Genomic DNA, 20805 nt, shown 5'->3' on the forward strand with positions numbered 1-20805 from the left:
GTCAGTTGCCCCTCGTGTTGTTGATCTCGATGCCGCGCTGCACCGCTTCGACCAGCTCGCGCTCGGACTCGCGGAACATGCGGAGCGCGTCCTCGCGGGTCATGTTGACGCCGAGGCGGTAGGTGGGCGCGACGGTCACCGTGGCAGTGGTGCCCTGGAAGGTGCCGGTCCCGGCGCCCACCGGACGGAAGCTGCCGGCGGCGACCGGGCTACCGCTGACCGCCGCGGCGGCGCGGGACCCGTACAGGTCCTCGACCAGGCCGACCGGTCCCGGGCTGCCGCCGCGCCCCAGCATGAGGTCGCCCTGGCTGATCGTCGGCATGCCCATGGCCTCGCGGGCCTGGTTGACCGACGCCAGCGCGTGCGCCTCATCGGGCGTCGTGGCGGCCCGGTCGACGGCTTCGCCGAGCTCGTCGGACAGGCCGAGGAAGCTGGTGGCCACGCCGGTACCGGCGGCGAGGAGGCCGGCGACGCCGGGGTTGCGTCCGAGGAAGCGGGCGAGGTTGCCGAGGGCGCCGAGGAGGCCGCGTCCGCCGCCGGTGCCGATGGCGGTGCGGACCGCGCCGACGCCGCCGGCGACGTTGCGGAAGGCGCCGGCCAGCCGGCTGATGCTGCGGATGGCCGACCCGGCGATGAGGGTGGTCATGAGCGCTTCGGCGTAGGGGGCGAGCCGTTCGGCGTTGTCCGCCGCCCAGCCGAGCGCGTCGCCGAGGGCGGTCAGGGTGCCGCCCGCGATCGGGCCCAGGGTCTCCTCTGCGCCCTGCCAGGCGGGGACGAGGATGTCGCGCCAGATGACGCCGATGTTCTCCGACGCCTCCCAGATGTCGTCCAGCAGCCCGGCGGCGCCGGCGCCGAACATGCCCTCGATGGTCTGCACGGTCCCCTGGCGGGTCCCGAGCTCACCGATGTTCGTCCGCAGGTCCTGCACCAGGTCGATGGCGCCGTTCAAGAACCCGCCGAACCGGGTGCCGAACACCTCTTCGATCTGCTCGTCGAACCCGGTCGTGTCGACCCGGCCGTTGCGGATCGTCCGGAACAGCCGGACCACGTCCTGCGCCCAGCCGCGGGTGCGCTCCTGCAGCGACGGGAGGTTGTCGTTCAGGTCCAACAGTACCCCGCGGAGGCCGCGCGTCAGCTCCGGGGTGATCTCCTGCACCGCAGGGAGCAGGGCCTCGCCCAGCTCGACGCGGATGTCGCGGAACACCCCGAGCAGGCTGCGCTGCTGGTTGGCGTACCCCTCAGCGGTGCGGGCCAGGTCACCCTCGGCCGCACCGAGGTTGGCGAGGATGAACCGCTGACGCAGCAGGACCTTCTCCTGCTCGGTCATCTCCTCGGTCGTGGCCGAGATGCCCTCCGCGGCGGCGAAGGCGTTGAGGGAGGCGTCGGACAGGAAGATCCCAAACCGTCGGAGCGGCTCGGCCTCACCGGACAGGCCCGACCGGAGCGCGAGGAACGTGTCCTCCGGCGACTCGTTGTTGAACGAGGCGAGGTCGAGGCCGGCCTGGGCGAGCGCGGTGGAGAAGCCGGGCAGGTCGGACTGGGCGACACCGACGGCCTGGCCGAACACCCCGAACCCGGCGGTGGCGTCCTGCAGCTCCTGGGTGGCGATGTGGACGTTGCCCTGCACGCCCTGCGACCAGGCGTTGACCTGGGCGACGCCCTGGGGGCCGAACACGGTGTTGAACCGCGACTCGACCTCCTGGGCGTCCGACGCCATGTTGACGAGCGCCAGCCCGCCGGCGGCGGCCGCGCCGGTGAGGACGCCGACGCCGACCGCGGCGGTGCGGGCGACCGAGCCGACGAGGCTGATGCTGCCCCGCGCTCCTGACGCCAGCGTGCCGAGGGTGGAGAACTGCCGGCCCGTGCCGCCGGCGGTGCGGCCGAGCCGGCCGATGTCACCCTCGACGTCGCGGATGCCGCGGGAGAAGGGAGCGCGGTCCTTCAGGGTGAGCTTGGCGCCGACCTCTTCGACTGCCATCAGCTGGCCTCCTGGTCCTTGAGGAGCCCGCAGAGCTCCAGCAGCTCGACGGCGCGGGCGTACTCGTCCGGGTTCATCGCCGCGAGCGCGTCGATGATCTGGCCACTCGGCGTCCAGTGGCGTCCGAGCAGGTCGTCGAGCTCGTGCCACCACTCGCCGCGCAGGCGCGCCTGGGCGGCGTCGGTCTGCAGCGTGGCCACGGCCAGCGCCCAGTCCTCCCAGCTGGCAGCCTCCACCGCGGCCCGCTGGGCGGCCGTCAGCCGCTGGCCGTCGATGGTCCGCCACCGGCTTGCCGGCCGGCGGATCCGCCGGCCACGTCGGTGGCTCTTGGCGACGTTGAACACGGTGTCGAGGTCGACCGTCGAGAGCACCTCGGCCCTGGTCGTGGTCATGCCGTGCGGCCTCCTCGGCGGTAGACGTCGGTGAGGAGGTGTCGCAGGTAGCTGATCGTGTCGTCGAGCGCGACGTCGGTGCCGGTGAGGCGGTGGGTGAGCGTCCGGCCGGGATTGCCGGCGGGGAAGGTCGCGGTCGCGGTCATGGTGACGTCGTCGACGTCGGTGGCGAGGTGGGCGAGCAGCTCGAGGTCGACCCAGCCGTCCTCGGTGGGATGCCCGTACTCACAGTCGTCGCACAGGACCGGTTGGACGGTGACGGTCCAGCCGTCGGGGTCCTGGCCGGTGTGCAGGACGGTGGTGTCGTCGAGCTGGGCGAGCAGGTCGACCAGCACGACCAGGCGGGCGTCGACGGCGGTCACGCGGCGGGCCTTCCGAACCCGGAGTCCTCGCGGACGGTCTTGGCGGAGTGGCAGGACTGGCAGCGGGGCTGCAGGTTCTCGTGGCGGTCCGATCCGCCATCCCGCCGGCGGATGATGTGGTCCGCGATCGTCGCCTCGCCCCCGCAGACGCCGGTGTGGCCGGGACGGCGGCGACTGGCCGGGCAGCCCGGGCAGGTGCAGATCGGGTGGAGCTTGAGGACCTGAGCGCGGATCCGCCGCCACTTCCGGTCGTTGTAGCGCCACCGGTCCGCCGGCCGCCGGTCAGGCAGCCGGTGGGCGTCACAGCGCGCCGTCCCCCGTTCGACCAGGGTCGGGCAGCCCGGCTCGGCGCAGACCTTCACCGGTCGCCCGCGATCGCCGGGGAGGCCGGTCCCCGAGCCGCTGCAGAGGACGGCCCGGGGCGGCCGGTCGGGCTGGCATCGCGCCAGCCCGGGCGGAGGCGTCCCGGCAGGCTCTCGACCGCAGGCGAGAACAGCTGGAGGGCGATGGTGGCCATGGGGGTCAGGCGGCCGGGTGGTGGGGGAGGCCGACGGCCTCACGCATCCGGGCGGCGGCGTCGCTGACCTGCTGGTCGACCGGCACCGGCGCGGGGGCGAGGTGGGGCCGCTGGGTGGTGAGGGCGACCAGGTCGTCACGCAACCGCGCCTGTGCGGCGGCGTCGACGGTGCCGTACTCGTTGACGTAGGAGGCCACGTCGAGATGGGCGGCGGCGTCGGTCGGGTCGACGAGGTGCCAGCCGGCGATCTTGGCGACCACCGGGTGCATCCCGTCGTCGGCCGGCGACGGCGGGGGCGCGTCAGCCGGCGGGTACTCCGGCCGGGTGCCGGCGGGCAGCCCGAAGGCGGCCGGGTCGGGCCGGCGGGTCCTGGTCTCGTCCGCCATCCGACAGGCGGCGGCGAAGACGTGGAACGGGTGCGGTGTGGCGGGCACGGTCAGGTCCTCTCAGGCGGGCACGTGCTGGCCGAAGGACGGGTGGGTGAGGTGACGGGCGAGCCAGCGGGGCGGCACGGTCCCTGCGGGCAGGGTCAACCGATCGGTCCACGTCTCTGAGCGGGCGGCGATGAACCGTCCGGCCACCGTCGGGTCGTACTTGGGTACCGCGCCGATGGCAGAGACCCGTGCCTGGGAGGCGAGCGGCGGCGGGGCGGGACGGGACCCGTGGTCCGCCGGATCGGCGCCGAGCTGGACCAGGGCCGCCTCGATCGCGTCGACCTCGGCCAGGGCACGGTCGTGCGCGAAGCTGGCCGCCTTCAGCGTCTCGTGCGCCCGATCCCGGGCGGTGACCGCCGTGGCGTACGCCAGCTCGATCTCCGCCGCCTCGATGCGCGACAGCGACGGTGGGATGCGGCCGGCGAGGGGCGTGCAGTCGGGGTCGTCACGGAGCGGCTCGTACACCGCCCGCGCCTCAGCCTCGACGGCGGCTGCCTCGTCGACGGCCGCCCAGGCCGCCGCGAGGTCGCCAGCGAGCACGTCGACGCGTGCCGCGGTCACCTCGCCGGGCAGCTCATCGGCCCGGGTCAGCAGCCGCATCCACTCCGCGGCGTCACCGACCCGGCGGGCCTCCGTCGTGGCGGCGGGCAGGTCGGCGAGCTCGGCCTCGAGGTCCGCCAGCCGGTCCTCAGCGGTGCGGGTTGTGGTTGCGGCGGCCACGGTCAGCTCACCTCGGCGATCATGTTGCCGTCGAGCAGGTGTGCGATGCACTCCTCGGTGACGTCAGCGGGCAGCACGTCACCGCGACGGAACCCCGTCATGGGTGGCGAGGCGGCCGGGTTGGCCTGCCAGCGTGGCTGGCTGGCACGGGACACCTGCACGTAGGCGGCGGTCACGCGGTACGTCGGGCGGGCGGGCGCGTCGGTGGTCATGAAGCCTCCGGGTAGTAGCTGGCGAACTCGGCGTCGTCGTCGGCCTGGCGCTGCTCGAAGCTGCGCGGGTCGGTGTCGGTCTCGTGCAGCCACCGCTGCATCCGCTGCCAGGCCTCGCCGAGCCGCGGATGGTCGATCTGGGCGTCGGGCACGTCGGCGTACAGCTCGACCAGCTCGAACACCTTCGCCCGGTCGGGCTCGGCCGCGGCGGCGTGCCGCAGACCGAACGGCAGCCGCATCAGCACCTGCGGGTCCACCCCGGACGCCGTCGTGGCCGGCAGGTCCGCCCGGCCGCCCTCGAACAGCCGCGGCGGCGGCGCCACGGCGGCCACCTCGGCGTACCGCTCGGGATGCAGGCGGGCCAACAGCGCGGCGTAGGGGTTGGGGGCGTACGGGTCAACGGTCATGCGGGCACCTCTCGGCTGAGGTCCTGCTCGAGGCGGGCGAGGACGACCAGGTCCAGATCGGCGCGGGACAGCCCGACGGCCTCGAGGTACGCGTCCAGCGGAGTGGTGGTGGTCATGCCGCGGTCCCCTTCGCCCGCTCGATCGCGGCGTCCAGATCGGCAGGGTCGAAGCGAACCGCCCCGCCGAGCCGGACCGCCGGCAGCGACCCGTCCCGAACCCGGCGGCGCAGCGTCGACTCCGACAAGCCGGTCCGCGCCTCGGCGTCCGCGTAGGTCAGCAGTGTGGTCACACCGGCACCGTGCACCGCCGGCGGCGGCAGCGCCGGAACTTGACCGCTCCTGGCAGCAGATGACCGCAGTTGACCGATCACGTCGGCCAGACCGGCCGGATCCGGCAGCCCCGCGTCGACCAGCCGGCGCCGGTAGGCGGTGATCGCCGCGATCAGGTGGGCCGCCAGCGCGGGGGCGTGCTGGCCGGCGAGGAGCTCGAGGTCCAGGCGGCTCACGACGCACCTGCCCGGCCAGGAACCACAGCAGCGGGGCGGGATGTCGGAACCTGTACGCGCATCTCCACTCCCACCCCGGCGGCATACGACCCCTCCCCCCGGAGGGGGGTCCCCCCACCCCTCTCGGCGGGCGCGGGTGTGGAGTCGGTGAACTGGCGGCACCAGCAGCGCCAGGCCGCGCACGGCTGTCCGAGAGCGGCGATCCAGTCGTGCTCGACGATGGTGTGGCCGCAAGTGCACACGGCCGGTCGCGGTGCCGTGGTGTGATCCGGGCGATCGGAAGCGTCGTGAGGAAGGACCTCGGCATGTCGATCCTCTGGCTGTTCGCCGTCGCCCTGGGGCTGATCGTGGAGTACCTGCTGATCCGCGGGGCGGTGAAGGACGCACTCGGCCGGGCCCTGTATGACAACCGGGAGTTCCTGCTGAGCCTGCTGCGCGAGGCCAACACTCTGGATGGCGAGCCGGGCGCGTCGGACCGGGAGTAGGCGTGCCGCTGACCGGTCATGGGTTTCATGCCCTGAGGGCGTCGGGGCGTCCGTGGTGACCGCCGGTTCGGTGGTCATGTGGTGCGCTCCTTCGGGTTGTTGCGGACCTTCGTGGCGTAGTGGAAGAGGCTGAGCGGGTCGGCGTTGTGGGGTGGGGTGAGACCGGCGCCGGACTCGACGGCGACGCGGATCGACTCGAGCGTGGCGATCGAGCCGGCTTCCTTGACGTGGCGGCCAAGGAGCGCCCAGCCCTCGGACGGCATGGGCTGGTCGGTGACGTACTCGAGGTAGTCGCCGATGACGACGCCGGCGCGGTTGCGGCCGCGGCGCTGCTGCTCGGGGGTGTCGGCGGGGAGCTCTCGGTGGAGGACGCCGATCAGCCAGCGGGCGACGTCGGAGCGGTTCTCGGTGTCGGGCGGCTCGTGGTCGTGGCGGATCGCCCACTCGGCGAGGGTTCGGCTGTAGGTCTGCCCGGTCCGGTTCCGCATCGGCAGCTCGTCGCCGCCGGCGGGGTCCTGGTCGGCGACGTCCTGGCGGTCGTCGTCGTCCGCGCCGTCGGCGCGATGGTCTTCTCGAGGGTCTTCTCGGTACTCCTCGGGTGGGGGGGTAGGGGTACCCCCCGGTTCCGGGGGGTGGGGGCACCCCCCGGTCGGTGGCTGTGCGACCCCCCGGGCGTCTGCCCGGGGGGCCAGGCCGCCCCCCTGGAGCGACAGGGGGGTCGTGTCGCCCCCCTGTCCGGGGTCAGACAGAGGGGTCAGGTCGCCCCCCTGTCCGGCTGGTGACAGGGGGGTGGTGTCGCCCCCCTGTGGGGGGAGGCCCACGATGGAGCGGACCCGGCGGTGGCCACGGCGGGAGTGGCCGGGCTGGTAGCTGATCAGGCCGGCGTCGGCGAGGTCGTGGAGGGCGCGTCGGAGGTCGCGACGGTCGATGCCGGTGAGCTGGCCGAGGCGGGCCTGGGAGACGGTGTCGGTGAGCCGGGACCAGGTCGCGGTCTCGTGCAGGATCGCGAGCAGCACCCGGTACTGCCGTGGGGGCAGGGTCCGGGATGCGGCCGTGGCCATCACGGTGCGCATGGCGGCGCCCACCTCGGCGTAGGAGTCACGCGGTGGGGTCATGCGGGCCTCGGCCACGAACTCGGCGGTGGCATCGGGGTGTCAGCGGTCACGCCGCGGCGGGCTGGGCCCAGTGCTGGCGACCGTCGGCGTAGCCGCTGCTGTAGGCGGTGCGGAGCTTGGCCAGGTGCGTCAGCCACGCGGCCCGGACGTCGTCGGCCTGGTCGGTGCCGACGCCGGGCGCCGGCCGGGGCGTGGCGGGGTCGGGCAGCGTCTGGAGGAACCGGCGGGCGCGGTCGCCCATCTCGATCCGGTCCGGGAACGCGGCCGCGACGTCCTGACCGGCCCGGCGGGCGGCGGTGAGGGCGGGCAGGCCGGCGGTGTCGATCAGCCGCGTCACGGCTGCACCTCCCGGCCGATCCAGAGCCGGCAGACTCCGCGCCTCGCAGGGCGTCGGCTCACGGTGTAGCCGACAGGGCGGATGGTGCCCTCGCACTTGAGAGTGAGGAACACCCCGCCCATGGCCCACGGGCCGCCGGACAGCGTCGGCTGGTCCATGTCGAGACCCGCCTCGAGCGCGACCTCGCGAAGGTCGTCAGCGGTCCAGGGCGTCCGCCGGGTTCGGGCCAACTGGCGGCCGAGCTCGAGGAGTTGCGCTCGATCCGGAACGGACAGGGCCGCTAGGGCGTCGGCCGCCCGCTCGTCACGGACCGCAGCGGCAGACACTTCAACGGACGCGGTGTCAGCGCTACGCTGGCGCATGTCGACCCTCCTCGCCGGCCAGGTGAGTAGACGACTTCTCGCCCTCGCCGGTACCAGCGGCGGGGGCGTCGTCATGGACGGGGACACCCAGCAGGTGCAGCAGCCGATGGGTCGGAACGACGAGCCGGCGGCCGATTCGGAGGGTCGGGATGTCGCCGGCGCGGGCGGCGTCGTAGGCGCTGTTGCGGCCGACGCCGAGGAGTTCGGCGGCCTCGGGCACGGTGATGGTGGCGCGTCCGCGGAGATCGGTCAGCGTCATCACGCCGCGGTCACCTCCCGGAGGTCTGCCAGTAGGTCGACGTAGGCGACCAGGTTCGTGGCGTTGGGCTGGGTCTTTCCGGTCTCCCAGGCCCACACAGCTTGCGGCGTCACCTGGATGGCTCGGGCGATCTCGGCGATGGACGCGCCGGCGGCCTCACGGATCCGCCGGCACTCCGCAGGAGGCGGAAGGGACTGACGTGCTCGGGTGCGCTTCATCAGCGCCGTTCGGGGTGTCATGAAGTGCACGGTAAGGCCATGTCACCGCAGTGCCAACGTCCCAACATTGCCGTTCTTCTGTCCGGCAGGCAATGTAATTGACGCAGCATTACCTATGTGCGTATGGTCACTGTATGGCCCGGTTTCAGTCCCAGCGCAGCGTCCCCGAGTTCACGCACCGCGAGGAGCACAGGGACGGCTACACCCACGTGCAGCTCCACTACGCGCTCCCGGGCGGCGTCGAACTGGGGATCCGCTATCGGAAGGAGTGGGGCGTGGAGGCCTACCCCCACCAGGAGTCGACGACCTTCCTGCCCCGGTTCTTCACCGCGGCCGTCGTCGACCCTGCGATCCCGTACGCCGTCAACGTTGAACTCTCATGGGACGGATCCGAGGTGGAGTGCACGGCCCTCAGCGTGCGGCCGCGCACCATCCACCACGCGCCCGTGGCGTCTTCCGAAGACGAGGTGTACGACGACGGTGGGCCGATCTCGTCTGAGGGCCTCCGCCGAGTCCCGGTGAGCAGGGTCGTGAAGCTGGCCATCGAGGCGGCGACCCACACCGCCGAGAAGATCGACGGGGAGATGGTGCACGCCTTCTTCGCGACTCCGGACCTGCTGGCCACCTACGTCGCGGAAGGTCCGCGGACAGCCCGCGGCGTCGCCTTGGGCGATGACCACTACCGGGAGGTTGCCCAGGTGTACCTCGAGGCTGTGAAGGTCGGCGTGCCACCCCGCCGCCAGGTGGCGGCGTGGGGATCCTGTTCGGAGTCGACGGCGTCGAAGTGGATTCGAGGCGCCCGCGACCGCGGGCACCTTCCAGCAACCACTCAGGGTCGAGCGTCTTCGTGATCGGCGGCGTGCAACCAGCCCTGCAGGGGGACGCGGGGGATCAGGATCCGTCGTCCGGCGCGCCGGTTGGGCAGCTCGCCGCGGTGGATCATTCTGTAGACGACGCCGGGGGAGACGCGCAGGACCAGGGCGACCTCCTCGACGGTGAGGACGTCGGGGGCCGCGGCCAGGGAGAGAGGTTCGGTCGACATGATCGTGCCCATCTACGAGAGTGGCTCGTCGAAGCGGACCTCGGGGTCCATCATCAGTTCGTTGTCCGGGAACCAGGGGTCGTCCTGGCCCTTGAGCACGATCTTGCGGACCGCGACGTGGCTGAGGCCGACAGCACGGCCGATCTCCCGGAAGCTGCCGCCGACTCGGTGGGCGTAGACGATCCAACGATCGCGTGTCTCGACGGCACGGTCGGCGATAGCCGCCAGCTGGGCAGCGTGGGAGGCGTGGCTTTCGAGCTCCTCGGCCAGCGCAGGAGGCAGCGTCATGCCATCGAGCCTAGAAGCCGTCGCCTGGCTCCGTTCCTCGCCGGGAGCACCTGCATGAGTCGTCATGGTAACCACGTTACCACATGTGGTAACGTGGTTACCACAGGGCTTCTGCTGAAGGCCCTCAGGCAGACAGGTGAACCACGACCATGAGCATCTACAAGCGCGGCAAGACCTACACGATCTCCATCGAGTTGGGCCGCGACGCCAACGGCAAGCGCCTCCGCCGGTACCGCCACGGCTTCCGCACCGTCAAGGAAGCCGGCGAGGCGCTGGTGCTGTGGAAGGCCGAGCTGATAGGGGGACGATTCGTCGACCCGACGAAGACCACGGTCGCCACGTACCTCCAACAGCACTGGCTGCCCTACAAGAAGCCCGCGCTGCTCCGACAGGCCGAAGAGGCGGTGGTGACGCGAGAGATCGACCCCCTAACCGACGCACCCGAACCCCAAGGCGGCGAGGTGGCCGTCACCTCCTACTGGGCCTACGAGCGGGCGGTCCGGATCCACCTCGTCCCTGCTCTAGGTGGCGCGCTGCTCCAGCAGCTGCGCGGCCGCCAGGTCGAGGACATGCTCCGCGGGATGCAGGACCGGGGCCTGTCACCCAAGACCATGCACAACGTGTTCGGCGTACTGCACCGGTCGCTCGAGGATGCCGTCCGCTGGGAACTGATCGGCCGGAACCCTTGCGACACCGTCATGATGCCGAAGGTGCCCAAGACGCCCATCACCAGCTGGAGCCTCCCTGAGCTCCGTGCCTTTCTGGCTGCGGTCAGGGACCACGAGTACGCCGGCGCGTTCATGCTGCTGATCTCCACGGGCATCCGGCGCGGTGAGTTGAGCGGCCTCACCTGGCCGTGCGTCGACCTGGACCGCGAAGAGATCAGGGTCCGGTGGACCTTGACCCGCGGCAAGGGAGGCAGGATCTGGAAGGGTCCCAAGACCAGAGGCGGTGGCCGGACGATCGCGCTCGACTCCATGACGGTGCAGGCGCTGAAGGTGTGGCACATCCGGCAGGCCGCCATGCGACTGGCGGCCGGTCCCGCATGGCAGGTGCACAACGCCGACGACTTCGGCCAGGCCCTTCCCGACGTGGTCTTCACCCACGCGGATGGAACACAGGTTGCGCCCGAGCGGTGGCTGAAGTGGTTGACGGACATCTGCGAAGCCAATGGCATCCGCAAGATCAGCGTCCACGACGTGCGACACACCTACGCCACCCTGGCGCTCGAGGCCGCCACCTCGATGGCCGACATGAAGCAGCTGTCCGACCGCCTCGGCCACGCGACGATCTCCTTCACCCTGGACAAGTACGCTCACGCGCTCCCCGACAAGGACCGGAAGCTCGCCCAGGACATCGCCGACCTCTACCACGGCGACGGGACGGTGCTCGACTTCAAGGAGGCGAAGCGCCGCCGTGACGCCGGCGACGAACTCGAGGATGGCACCGTCGAGGGCAACGCAGAACGGTGAGAGCCTCACTCGGCTACAGGATGGTGACATGAACCGCCCCGAGTCCCCGCTCTGCGACAAGTTTTCGCAGGTCAGGGGCTCGGGGCTTAAGTCGGGATGCAGGGATTTGAACCCTGGACCTCCACGTCCCGAACGTGGCGCGCTGCCAAACTGCGCTACATCCCGGTGCCACGGCCTGGGCCGTGTGCGAACGACGAGGATAACCGCCCCGCCGAGGATGTGCCCAACTCGATCTGCGCGACAGCGGGGTCCACGGCAGTCGGCGGCCCGGCACCCGCACCGTTGTTCGCCCGTGGGTGGATGGCGGGGTCCTCGAGGCGGGTGAGTCCAGTGTCCTTCGCCCGTGGGTGGATGGCGGGGTCCTCGAGCGGGACGCGCGCGACCCACACCCGCCCTCGGCGACCCTCAGACCCCCGGTGCCCCCACCAGGTCGAGGACGCTCAGCTCGGGGCGGCAGGCGAAGCGGAACGGGAAGTAGATGCTGTGGCCGAGGCCGGCGGAGACGTGCAGGCGCAGGTCCACCCCGATCCTCGAGGTCCCCCTCGCCTGGGAGGGGGGCAGGTCGCAGTTGCTCACCAGCGCGCCCCACCACGGCACGGCCAGTTGGCCGCCGTGCGTGTGCCCCGACAGGGCGAGGTCGAACCCGGAGGCGTCGAAGGCGTGCAGCGCGCGCAGGTACGGCGCGTGCACCAGGCCCAGCCGGAGCACGGCGCCCGGATCGGCCGCCGGGACCACCCCGAGATCGTCGGCGTCGATGTGCGGGTCCCCCACGCCGACGACCTGCACCGCCCCCGCCGGGGTGTCGACGACCGTCCCCGCGTTCTCGAGCACCTGCCACCCCCCGGCCGACAGCCCCTCCACCAGCCGGTCGGTGTCCAGCCGCTGACCCCGCGGTCCGCTGCTCGGCCCCAGCAGGTACGTCGCCGGGTTGCCCCGCGTCGGCCCGTAGCGGTCGTGGGCGCCCAGCACCGCCAGCCCGACCGCCCCCGTCGACGCGAGCACGTCGCGGTGCAGCGCGACGACGTCGTCGATGACCTCGCCGGACTCGAGGTTGTCGCCCGCGCTGACGATGACGTCGGGCTGCCACTCCTCCGCCGCGCGCCGCAAGTAGGCCAACCGGTGTCCCTGCCCGGGGGCCAGGTGCAGGTCCGCGAAGACCATCACGCGCAGCCGCCCGGGGCGGCGCAGCACGTCGAGCACCTCGTGGCGCGTCGCGTACCAGCGACGCTCGATGCCGACGGCGTACGCGACGGCCAGCCCGCTCGCGGCGACCACCCCGCCGGCCGCCCTGCCGGCACGGCGCCCGGCGGAGGTCATCAGCGGCCTACCCGTCAGGCCGCTGCTGCGGTTCGGGCGGCTCGCCCGCCGCCGGGGTGGGTGGCGGGCCCTGGCCGGGGCCGGGGCCGTCGTCGTCGTCCGGCGGCTCCTCGGTCGGGTCGCCGTCGTCGGGCGGCGCGGTGGGCGCGCCGGGGGTCGGGCTCTCGGCCGGGTCGGGTGTGCCGTCGTCGTCGGGCTCGTCAGACGGGCTCGGCGACGCGGTCGGCGTCGGGTCGTCCGGGGTCCGCTCGCGCCCGACCTCGAGGGTCACGGTGCCCGTCTCCGGGTCGAAGCTCGCGGAGATCACCACGCCGTAGGAGTCCGGGTCGTCGACGGGCACCTCCACGACCGTGACGTCGAGCCCGTCGTTCTGGATGATCTGCTGGGCCTCCTCGGCGCTCAGCCCGATCACGTCGGGCACCTCCGGCGGCTCGCCGGTGCCGTCGGACACGTCGAGGACGACCAACGTGCCCTTGGGCGCCTCCGACCCACCTGCCGGGCTCTGGGCGACCACCGTCCCGGCCGGCCGGTAGTCGGGCACCGACACGCTCTCCGCCGAGTACTCCGCCTCGGCGAGCGTCGCGGTCGCCTGCTCCTCGGTCATGCCCACCACCGAGGGGACGGTGTCCGAGGGCAGCCGGGGTGGCGGCGGGAAGTCCGCCACCTCGAGCTGGCGGTACTCGATCGCCGCGGTCATGAAGTTCCGCCAGATCATGGTGGGCAGGCACCCGCCGGTCACCCGGCCGCAGCGGTTGTCCACCATCGTCGAGGGGGTCTCGTTCCCCACCCACACGGCGGTCGACATCTGCGGGATGTACCCGACGAACCACGCGTCGCGCCAGTCCTGCGTGGTCCCGGTCTTGCCCGCGGCCGGGCGTCCGATCTGGCCGTTGCGGCTGGCCGTGCCGTTCTCGATCGGCCCGCGGAGCAGCGAGGTCGCGGCTGCCGCGTGGTCCGGCTGGATCGCCTGGTGGCAGTCGCCGCCGCCCTCGTAGATGACCTCGCCGTCGGCGTTCAGGATGCGGGTGATCGCGTACGGCTCGCAGAGGATGCCGCCGTTCGCCATCGTCCCGAACCCCGACGCCATGTCGAGCGGGTAGACCTCGGTCGCACCGAGCACCGTCGAGCAGACCGGCGACTCCGCCGGTCCCGGCGGGTTGAAGAGGTCGGTGTTCACGATGCCCATCCGGGTGGCGGTGTCGGCCAGGCCCTCGGGGCCGGTGAACTCGTCGACCAGGTGGGCGAAGTACACGTTGGAGGACACCGCGGTCGCGCGGACCATGTTCATGGTCCCGCCCGAGCCGTCGGAGTAGTTGCCCGGCCGCCACCCGGAGTTGGCGCAGGCACCGCGGGGGGTGTAGGGCGAGGGGGTGTCGACGGTGTAGGCCGGGGTCACGCCGGCCTCCAGCGCGGCGACGATCTCGAAGGCCTTGAACGACGATCCCGGCTGGCGGCCGAAGGACGAGCCGACGCCGGGCACGGCCGGCAGCACCTCGGTCTGGCCGGGGCCGGAGCCGAACTCCTTCGGCCCGAACCCGATGGCGAGGATCTCCCCGGTGCGCGGATCGATCGAGGTCAGGGCGGACTGCGGCCCGTCGGGGTCGCTCAGGACGTCGGTGATCGCGTCCTGTGCGATGTCCTGCATGTCGGGGTTGACCGTCGTCTCGATCGTCAACCCGCCGCGCAGGACGAAGTTCTCCCGCGCCTCTGCGTCGACGCCGAGCTCGGGGATGTCGCGCAGCAACGTGCGGATGTAGCTGACGAAGAACGGCTCGTCGGGCGACTCGATCGCGTTGATGCGCAACCCGAGCAGGTCGCGGACCTGGTCGTCGGACGCGGTGTCGGGCGCGTCCACCAGGATCTCCGCGGCCTCCGCGGCGGTGATGAAGTCAGCGTCGACCATCTGCTGGACGACGATGTTGCGCCGGTCGAGGGCGTTGCGGGGGTTGTTGAGGGGGTCGTTCGCGTTGGGCGCCCGCAGCATCCCGGCGAGCATCGCCGCCTCGCCGACGGTCAGGTCGGTGATGTCCTTCGAGAAGTAGTACTCCGCCGCCGTCCCGAAGCCGTACACGCCGTTGGCCAGGTAGGCCTCGTTCATGTAGATCTCGAGGATCTCGTCCTTGGTGGCGGTCCGCTCGAGCTCGATGGCGTAGACGGCCTCCTGCAGCTTCCGCTCGATCGTCGTCTCGGCGTTGCCCGTCAGGTTCTTGATCAGCTGCTGGGTGATCGTCGACGCGCCCGACTCGATGTCGCCGGCGCGGATGTTCCCCGCGGCCGCGCGGGCGATGGCCTGCCAGTTCACCCCGCGGTGGTTGCGGAACTCCTGGTCCTCGGTGGCCAGCACGGCGTTCTGCACGTGCAGCGGGATGTCCTCGATCTCGACGTTGACCCGGTTGACCGCGCGGAGGATCGCGAGCTCGCCGCCCTGGGAGTCGAGCACGACGGACCGCTCGTCGGCCCGGTACCCCTCGATGATGTCGCCGAGGGGTGGGAAGTTGAGCACCTCGGAGTCCACCCGGTGGGTGAACTCGGCGACCGGGCCGACCGCGGGGACGATGCCCGCGCCGAACGCCGTGCCCGCCCCGATGATCAGCAGCGGGACGCCGATGACCGCCAGGAGGAGGCGGACGAGGACATGCAGCTCCTTGGGCTGCCGGGCGGGGAGGGACGGTGAGGCCATGCTGCGGGTCGAGGATACGGCGCCCGCTGCGCCGCCTCACCTGTGCCCACCCGCCCGGTCAGGCGGCGACGAGGTGCGCGGCGATCGCCCGCAGGCCGTCGAGGTCGTGCACGTCCGAGGCCATCAGCGGCACCTCGAGGCGGACCCCGACGTCCAGGCCGTGCAACCCGTTGCGGATCGCCCGCTGCTGGCGCGCCCGGACGTCGGCCTGCCGCCGCGCGAGCGCCAGGAGGCCCGCGACGGCCCGCTGCTGGTCGTCCCCCTCGGCCCACGCGCCCCGCTCGTCCTCGGTGGCCGCCACCAGCGCCTGGAGGTCATCGCTGATCGGCTCGGCGACCCGGTTCACGACCAGGCCGGCCATCGGCATGCCGTCCTTGGCCAGGCGCTGCACGAAGTACCGCGCCTCGCGCAGCGCCCCGGGGTCGGCGGTCGCGACCACCACGAACGCCGTGTCGCCGCTCGACAGCAGCCGGTAGACCGCCTGGGCGCGGTGCTTGAAGCCCTCGTACATGCCCTCGAAGGACTGGAAGAACTCCCCGAGGTCGTCGAGGACCCCGGCCCCGGTGATGCGGCCGGCGGCCTTCATGAACAGGCTCGTGCCGAAGGCGGCCACCCGCCCGACGGCGCGGCCGGCGCTGACCCCCGTCGACAGGAACATCTTGAGGAAGCGGCCGTCGAGGAAGTCGGTCAGCCGCCGCGGGGCGTCGAGGAAGTCGAGCGCGTTCCGCGTCGGCGGGGTGTCGACGACGATGCAGTCGTAGTGGCCGGTCGAGTGCAGGTCGAAGAGCTTCTCCATCGCCATGTACTCCTGGGTGCCGGCCAGGGTGTCGCTCAGCTGCTGGTAGAAGCGGTTCGACTTGATCCGCTGGGCGCGGGCGGGGTCGTCGGCGTGGCGGTCGATCACCTCGTCGAAGGTCCGCTTCATGTCGAGCATCATCGCGTCGAGCCCCTCGACGCCCGCCACCGGGCGAGGGGTGTTGTCGAGCTGCTCGAGGCCCATCGACTGGGCCAGCCGGCGGGCGGGGTCGATCGTGACGACGATCGTGCGCCGGCCCGCACGGGCGGCCGCCAGGGCGAGGGTCGCCGCGGTCGTGGTCTTGCCGACGCCGCCGGACCCCGTGCAGACGATGATGTGGCGGGTGGCCACGACCTCGCGGAGGTCCCGGTCGTCGCGGTCCGGCTCGGCCACGGGTGCGTCAGCCACGGTCCAGGACCTCCTCGAGGACCCCCGCGAGCTCGGTGACGACGTCCTGGGCGGTGACCGCGTCCGCGACGAAGGGCAGCTCCACCGAGGGGAGGGCCGCCTGCTCGTCCAGGCGCGCGCGCATCCGCTCCTGCAGCTCGAGCCGTGACCGGTGCGCCGCGCCGAGGCCGAGCAGCTCCTCGACCACCGTCCCGGCGCGGTCGGCGCCGAGGACCGCGGCGAGGTCCTCGGCGGTCAGCGACTCCGACACCTTCTGCGCCTGCTGATCCCACGCCGGCCGGGCGACCCGGTTCACCATGATCGGCCCGAGGGGCACGCCGAGATCGCCTAGAGCGGTGATCGAGTCGACGGTCTCGGTGACGGGCATCTCCTCGAGCAGGGTCGTCAGGATGAGGGCCGTGCGGGCGTCGTCGGTCAGCATGTCGATCACCGTCTGCGCCTGCTGGCGCACGGGCCCGACGTTCACCAGCTCGGTGGTGGCGTCCGGCGCGGCCAGGAAGTTCACGATGCGCCCGGTCGGCGGCGCGTCCACCACGACCAGGTCGTAGGCGAAGCGGCCGTCCGGCTCGCGGCGGCGCTCCATCTCCTTGACCTTGCCGATCAGGAGCACGTCCTTGATGCCGGGGGCGGCCTGGGTGGCGAACTCGACCGCCGGGGTCCGCGCGACGATGCGGGTCAGGCGCTGCGCGCCGTAGAACTGCGACAGGTACTCCGTCAGAGAGGCCTCGGGGTCGATCGACAACCCGAACAGCCCGGGTCGGAACTCGCGCTCGGTGAAGTCCCACGGCGCGGTCTCGAACAGCGAGGAGAACGTCTGGCGCCCCTCGACCTCCACCAGGATGGTGCGGCGCCCGGCGCGGGCGGCCGCCACCGCGAGCGCGCCCGCGACCGTCGACTTGCCGACGCCGCCCTTCCCGGTCACCAGCAGCAGCCGTCGGTCGAGCAGGTCGAGGGCGTCCACGACCACAGTGGTACCCCATCGCCGCGACCGCGCAAGCACCGCCGCCCCACCTGCGCATTCGGCCATCCGGACGACCCGACCTACAATCCCCCGGATGCCGCTCCCCCGTCTCGTGGGTGGGGTCCTGCTCGTCCTGGGGCTGCTCGCCGGGATCGCAGCGCCCACCCTCCTCCAGCCCGAGCCTGCCCTGGCCGCTGAGCAGACGCCCCAGGACACCGTCGACGTCGTCGAGGTCGTGGGGGTGCTCGACGCGCCCCTCACGGACTTCACCATCGGGGCGCTCGAGACCGCGGCGGAGGAGGGATCCGAGGCCGTCGTGATCCGCCTCGACACCCCCGGCGCGCTCGGCGGCGACATCGACGCCCTCGTCGACGCGATCGACCGCTCGCCGGTCCCCGTGGTGGTCTACGTCGGCCCGCCCGGTGCGCAGGCCCTCGGCGCCGGCGTGCGGGTCGCCGCGGCAGCGCACGTCCTGGCGCTGGCGCCCGCCACCACCTTCGGCGTCGCGGTCCCCCAGGACCTCGGCGATCCCGACGCGCTGGACGTCGCGGCCACCGCGGCCCTGCTGCGCGACCTCGCCGAGGACCGCGGCCGCGACCCCGCGTTCGCCGACGCGGCCGCCGCGGGTGACGCGGTCGTGGCCGTCCCCGACGGCGAGGCCGGCACCGCCGTCGCCGAGGACGCCGACCTCGGGTCGGAGGTCGATCCCGACCGCGTCCGGACCCTCGACGAACCCGCCCTGGTCGACGCCGGGATCGCCGACGTGGTCGAGCCCACCCTCCAGGGGGTCCTCAGCCGGCTCAGCGACCTCGAGGTCGAGACCGCCGCCGGCCCGACCCCCCTGGACGTCGACCCGGTCACCGCCAACGTCCGCTTCGTCAACGCGAACCTGCTGGTGCGCATCCTGCACACGGCGGCCAGCCCCACCCTCGCCTACCTCCTCCTGCTCGTCGGCCTGCTGACCCTCGCCTTCGAGATCTTCCAGCCCGGGTTCGGCGTGGCGGGGTTCTCCGCGATCGGCCTGCTCGGCCTGGGCGTGTACTCGCTGGTCCCGCTCCCGTTCGCCCCGCTGTGGGTGGTGGTGGCGATCGTCGGGTTGCTGCTGTTGGCCTACGACCTCGCCGTCGCGGGGCTGAGCTGGCCCACGGCCGTCGGCACCCTGCTGCTGGGGGCCGGCTCGTGGTGGATGTGGGCGGTGCCGGAGCTCGCGCCACCGCTCTGGCTGGTGATCGTCGGCACGCTCTCGGCGACGTTCTTCTTCGTCATCGTCATGACCACCGTCCTGCGTGCCCAGGGCAACACCGCCCAGCTCGGCGCCGAGCACGTCGAGGGGAAGGTCGGCGTGGTCCGGTCCGTGCTCAACCCCGAGGGGCACATCTTCGTGGGCGGGGCCCTGTGGCGGGCCCGCGCGCCGGAGGAGGCCGGTCGGGTCAAGACCGGCACCCGGGTCCGCGTCCTCGGCCTCAACGACAAACTGACCCTGGACGTCTCGCCCGTGGACGATGAGGCTGACGTCTCGCACTGATGTCCATCGATCACGTGACGGAGCCCGGCCCCCGCCCCGACACCGTCGACCTGCTCCGTGACCTGCGGACGTCGGCGACGGCGGGTGGCCTGGCGCTCTTCGACCGCTTCGCCGACCGGGTCCACGACCTGGTCTTCTTCCTGACCCGGGACCCGGCGCCGGCGGCCGCCATCACGCGCGACGTGATCGTGATGACCGCGACCCAGCGGCGGAGCTTCGACGACGCCGAGGACGTCCGGGCGTGGATGTACGCCCAGGCCCGGACCGAGGCGTTCGCCCTGCTGCACAGCCGCGGCCGTCGACCCGCGGAGGACCGCGTCGTCGAGGTCGACGACCTGCCCGACGCGCACACCCCGGCCGACCTGGCCGGGCTGGTCTGGACCGCCACGGCGGCGTTCACCGAGCGGGACCAAGCGCTGGTGACCCTCCACCTGCGCCACGGGCTCGAGGGGGCCGAGCTCGCCGACGCGCTGGGCGTCTCGAGCGGCGCGGTCGAGGTCCTGCTGCCCGGCACGCTCGAGCGGGTCAGCACCCAGATCCGCGCGCTCCTCGTGCTGGTCACCGACTGCGGGGCGGACCACCCCGAGCTCGACGCGCTCCGGGCGCGCTGGGACGGCACCTTCTCGCCGCTCGTGCGGCGACGCGCCACCGAGCTCGAGACGACCTGCGCCGAGCTGTGGGACGACGACCGCACCGCGCCCCTCCAGCTGCTGCAGTCGATCCCCCTGGTCCCCGCGCCGGCCGGCTTGCGGGCGGCCGTGGCGGACCGGCTCGCGCTGGCCGAGGCGCTCGGGGACGTCCCCGCGGCCGCCACCGGATTGGACGAGACGGTCCCGCCGACCACCCACGCGACCGTCCCACCACCCACCGTGCCCGCGTCCGCACCCGGACCTGACCAGCCCGAGGGCGGGGCTGCGACGCCTGCCGCGCCGCCGCCAGCGACGCCAGGGCCGACCTCGACCCCCACCGCCGGCCTCGCGGCGGCGGAGGGTGCCGAGACGACGGTGGTGGAGGACGAGCGGCCCGGCTGGCGACGTCCCGCCTCCCGCGCCGGTCGCGTGAGCGGCTCGCGGCCCGGGATCCCCCGGCACCTCGCCATCGCCCTCGGCGTCGCCTTCGGGTTGGTCGTCGCCGCGTCGATCTTCCGCCTCGTCCTGGCCGCCGACCCGCCGACCGAGGCGGTCGTCACCGGTCCGCAGACCGCTGCGATGGCGTCGGACCTGGACGCGCCCGCGATCCCCGCGGCCACGGCGGGTGCGGACGACGGACCTGAGGGGTCGACGTCCTCCGCGGCCGCACCCGCGACGACGACCAGCGCCGTGCCCTCCAGCCCGCCCCCGCCGGGCAGCCTGACCGGTCCCGCCGGCCCCGTCGAGGTCCCCGCGGGCGCCGTCGCGGCACTCCGCGTGGCCAACTCGGGCGGCACGGCTGTGGAGTACCAGGTCATCACGTCGCCCGGGTGGCTCATGATCGAGCCCGTGCAGGGCAGCCTGGATCCCGGCGCTGCCGCGGAGCTCGAGATCGCCCAGGCCGACGGACTCGCGGAGGGGGACTACACCGGGCGCGTCGTCATCCAGTGGGACGGGTCACCGGGGGGCCGGATGGTGGTGGACGTGACCACCGCGGTCAACGAACCCCCCGTGCTCGAGAACGTCCAGATCGCCACCACCGCGCTGCAGGTCCAGGGGTGTCCGGTCACCCAGACCGAGATCGCCGTCGAGGTGGCGGACCCCAGTCCGCTCGACGAGGTCGTCGTGGTCGCCACGGGACCGGCGCCCGACGCCCAGGCCCAGACCGCCCTGGCCGCGGACCCGGACCAGCCGGGGCGCTACGTCGGCGTGCTGGGGCCCTTCACCGCGCCGGGGGAGGTCGGCCTCACGATCTCGGCCGTCGACCGGCGGGGGAACGAATCGGAGGCCGCCGCACCCGGGCTCGTCGTCCAGGGGTGCTGAGTCGTCCGGGGGTGCTGGGTCGTCCAGGGGCGCTGGGGCTGATCTAGGCTGATCGGGCACC

Annotated in this window: 25 protein-coding genes and 1 tRNA gene; 5 read left to right on the forward strand and 21 right to left on the reverse strand. The window is 72.9% G+C overall.

From position 1 onward, the window contains the following. Position 1: 1 nt before the first annotated feature. From ACEQ2X_RS13575 to ACEQ2X_RS13615, 9 genes are all read right to left on the reverse strand, one after another. On the reverse strand, positions 2–1978 hold the full coding sequence (locus ACEQ2X_RS13575; RefSeq protein ID WP_370326354.1) for a hypothetical protein: 1977 nt from the start codon (positions 1976–1978) through the stop codon (positions 2–4). Further along, complete coding sequence (locus tag ACEQ2X_RS13580; RefSeq protein WP_370326355.1) at positions 1978–2370, reverse strand: hypothetical protein; 393 nt, start codon at positions 2368–2370, stop codon at positions 1978–1980. The genes ACEQ2X_RS13575 and ACEQ2X_RS13580 overlap by 1 nt, the downstream gene beginning before the upstream one ends. Continuing rightward, a complete protein-coding gene (locus ACEQ2X_RS13585) occupies positions 2367–2732 on the reverse strand; it encodes a hypothetical protein (protein ID WP_370326356.1) in 366 nt (121 codons plus the stop codon). Before ACEQ2X_RS13585 ends, ACEQ2X_RS13580 begins: the two co-directional genes overlap by 4 nt. Next, a complete protein-coding gene (locus ACEQ2X_RS13590) occupies positions 2729–3094 on the reverse strand; it encodes an HNH endonuclease signature motif containing protein (protein ID WP_370326357.1) in 366 nt (121 codons plus the stop codon). Before ACEQ2X_RS13590 ends, ACEQ2X_RS13585 begins: the two co-directional genes overlap by 4 nt. Before the next feature lie 160 nt (positions 3095–3254). Beyond that, positions 3255–3683 carry a hypothetical protein gene (locus tag ACEQ2X_RS13595; RefSeq protein WP_370326358.1) on the reverse strand — a complete coding sequence of 143 codons (429 nt, stop codon included), beginning with the start codon at positions 3681–3683 and terminating at the stop codon, positions 3255–3257. Positions 3684–3695: 12 nt separating this feature from the next. Beyond that, entirely contained in the window at positions 3696–4403 is a 708-nt protein-coding gene (locus ACEQ2X_RS13600; protein ID WP_370326359.1) for a hypothetical protein, read from the reverse strand. Between the two features lie 2 nt (positions 4404–4405). Continuing rightward, positions 4406–4615 (reverse strand): hypothetical protein, encoded by a 210-nt coding sequence (locus ACEQ2X_RS13605; protein ID WP_370326360.1) that lies wholly within the window; start codon positions 4613–4615, stop codon positions 4406–4408. After that, positions 4612–5022 (reverse strand): hypothetical protein, encoded by a 411-nt coding sequence (locus ACEQ2X_RS13610; RefSeq protein WP_370326361.1) that lies wholly within the window; start codon positions 5020–5022, stop codon positions 4612–4614. Before ACEQ2X_RS13610 ends, ACEQ2X_RS13605 begins: the two co-directional genes overlap by 4 nt. Positions 5023–5134: 112 nt before the next feature. Beyond that, the gene (locus ACEQ2X_RS13615; RefSeq protein WP_370326362.1) at positions 5135–5527 is read right to left on the reverse strand and encodes a helix-turn-helix transcriptional regulator; all 393 of its coding nucleotides are present in this window, start codon (positions 5525–5527) and stop codon (positions 5135–5137) included. Positions 5528–5832: 305 nt separating this feature from the next. Here ACEQ2X_RS13615 and ACEQ2X_RS13620 point away from each other — a divergent pair, with 305 nt between their 5' ends. Further along, a complete protein-coding gene (locus tag ACEQ2X_RS13620; RefSeq protein ID WP_370326363.1) occupies positions 5833–6012 on the forward strand; it encodes a hypothetical protein in 180 nt (59 codons plus the stop codon). 74 nt (positions 6013–6086) lie between these two features. On the opposite strand, the gene ACEQ2X_RS13625 is transcribed toward ACEQ2X_RS13620, so the two are convergent. The 5 genes from ACEQ2X_RS13625 to ACEQ2X_RS13645 are packed head-to-tail and all read right to left on the reverse strand — an operon-like array spanning position 6087 to position 8324. Beyond that, complete coding sequence (locus ACEQ2X_RS13625) at positions 6087–7127, reverse strand: hypothetical protein (RefSeq protein WP_370326364.1); 1041 nt, start codon at positions 7125–7127, stop codon at positions 6087–6089. Between the two features lie 46 nt (positions 7128–7173). Then, positions 7174–7464, reverse strand: coding sequence for a hypothetical protein (locus ACEQ2X_RS13630; RefSeq protein ID WP_370326365.1), 291 nt, complete (start codon positions 7462–7464; stop codon positions 7174–7176). After that, a complete protein-coding gene (locus ACEQ2X_RS13635) occupies positions 7461–7826 on the reverse strand; it encodes a hypothetical protein (protein WP_370326366.1) in 366 nt (121 codons plus the stop codon). The genes ACEQ2X_RS13630 and ACEQ2X_RS13635 overlap by 4 nt, the downstream gene beginning before the upstream one ends. Then, positions 7813–8085 (reverse strand): helix-turn-helix domain-containing protein, encoded by a 273-nt coding sequence (locus ACEQ2X_RS13640; RefSeq protein WP_370326471.1) that lies wholly within the window; start codon positions 8083–8085, stop codon positions 7813–7815. Before ACEQ2X_RS13640 ends, ACEQ2X_RS13635 begins: the two co-directional genes overlap by 14 nt. Further along, positions 8085–8324 carry a helix-turn-helix domain-containing protein gene (locus ACEQ2X_RS13645; protein WP_370326367.1) on the reverse strand — a complete coding sequence of 80 codons (240 nt, stop codon included), beginning with the start codon at positions 8322–8324 and terminating at the stop codon, positions 8085–8087. The genes ACEQ2X_RS13640 and ACEQ2X_RS13645 overlap by 1 nt, the downstream gene beginning before the upstream one ends. Before the next feature lie 113 nt (positions 8325–8437). On the opposite strand from ACEQ2X_RS13645, the gene ACEQ2X_RS13650 reads away from it, so the two are divergent. Next, a complete protein-coding gene (locus tag ACEQ2X_RS13650; RefSeq protein ID WP_370326368.1) occupies positions 8438–9154 on the forward strand; it encodes a hypothetical protein in 717 nt (238 codons plus the stop codon). Here the strand turns inward: ACEQ2X_RS13650 and ACEQ2X_RS13655 are convergent. Both ACEQ2X_RS13655 and ACEQ2X_RS13660 read right to left on the reverse strand, forming a co-directional pair. Beyond that, complete coding sequence (locus ACEQ2X_RS13655) at positions 9133–9345, reverse strand: helix-turn-helix domain-containing protein (RefSeq protein WP_370326369.1); 213 nt, start codon at positions 9343–9345, stop codon at positions 9133–9135. The genes ACEQ2X_RS13650 and ACEQ2X_RS13655 overlap by 22 nt on opposite strands. 12 nt (positions 9346–9357) lie before the next feature. Continuing rightward, the gene (locus ACEQ2X_RS13660; RefSeq protein ID WP_370326370.1) at positions 9358–9633 is read right to left on the reverse strand and encodes a hypothetical protein; all 276 of its coding nucleotides are present in this window, start codon (positions 9631–9633) and stop codon (positions 9358–9360) included. Positions 9634–9782: 149 nt separating this feature from the next. Between ACEQ2X_RS13660 and ACEQ2X_RS13665 the strand changes: the two genes are divergently transcribed. After that, a complete protein-coding gene (locus ACEQ2X_RS13665; protein WP_370326371.1) occupies positions 9783–11105 on the forward strand; it encodes a tyrosine-type recombinase/integrase in 1323 nt (440 codons plus the stop codon). Between the two features lie 91 nt (positions 11106–11196). Here ACEQ2X_RS13665 and ACEQ2X_RS13670 read toward each other — a convergent pair. The 5 genes from ACEQ2X_RS13670 to ACEQ2X_RS13690 all read right to left on the reverse strand — a co-directional run bounded on the left by ACEQ2X_RS13670 (position 11197) and on the right by ACEQ2X_RS13690 (position 17267). Next, positions 11197–11270 (reverse strand) — tRNA-Pro (locus ACEQ2X_RS13670). A 240-nt stretch (positions 11271–11510) separates the two neighbouring features. Beyond that, a complete protein-coding gene (locus ACEQ2X_RS13675; RefSeq protein ID WP_370326372.1) occupies positions 11511–12422 on the reverse strand; it encodes a metallophosphoesterase in 912 nt (303 codons plus the stop codon). Positions 12423–12429: 7 nt separating this feature from the next. After that, positions 12430–15102, reverse strand: coding sequence for a transglycosylase domain-containing protein (locus tag ACEQ2X_RS13680; RefSeq protein ID WP_370326373.1), 2673 nt, complete (start codon positions 15100–15102; stop codon positions 12430–12432). A gap of 58 nt (positions 15103–15160) precedes the next feature. Further along, a complete protein-coding gene (locus tag ACEQ2X_RS13685) occupies positions 15161–16306 on the reverse strand; it encodes an ArsA family ATPase (RefSeq protein WP_370326374.1) in 1146 nt (381 codons plus the stop codon). Next, positions 16299–17267, reverse strand: a complete 969-nt coding sequence (locus tag ACEQ2X_RS13690) for an ArsA-related P-loop ATPase (RefSeq protein WP_370326375.1) — start codon at positions 17265–17267, stop codon at positions 16299–16301. The genes ACEQ2X_RS13685 and ACEQ2X_RS13690 overlap by 8 nt, the downstream gene beginning before the upstream one ends. Before the next feature lie 94 nt (positions 17268–17361). On the opposite strand from ACEQ2X_RS13690, the gene ACEQ2X_RS13695 reads away from it, so the two are divergent. Next, a complete protein-coding gene (locus ACEQ2X_RS13695; protein ID WP_370326376.1) occupies positions 17362–18792 on the forward strand; it encodes an NfeD family protein in 1431 nt (476 codons plus the stop codon). Further along, positions 18792–20744, forward strand: coding sequence for a hypothetical protein (locus ACEQ2X_RS13700; RefSeq protein WP_370326377.1), 1953 nt, complete (start codon positions 18792–18794; stop codon positions 20742–20744). The genes ACEQ2X_RS13695 and ACEQ2X_RS13700 overlap by 1 nt, the downstream gene beginning before the upstream one ends. Positions 20745–20805: the final 61 nt, after the last annotated feature.

Origin of the sequence: Euzebya sp. (genome assembly GCF_964222135.1) — a bacterium.
Classification (GTDB): Bacteria; Actinomycetota; Nitriliruptoria; order Euzebyales; family Euzebyaceae; genus Euzebya.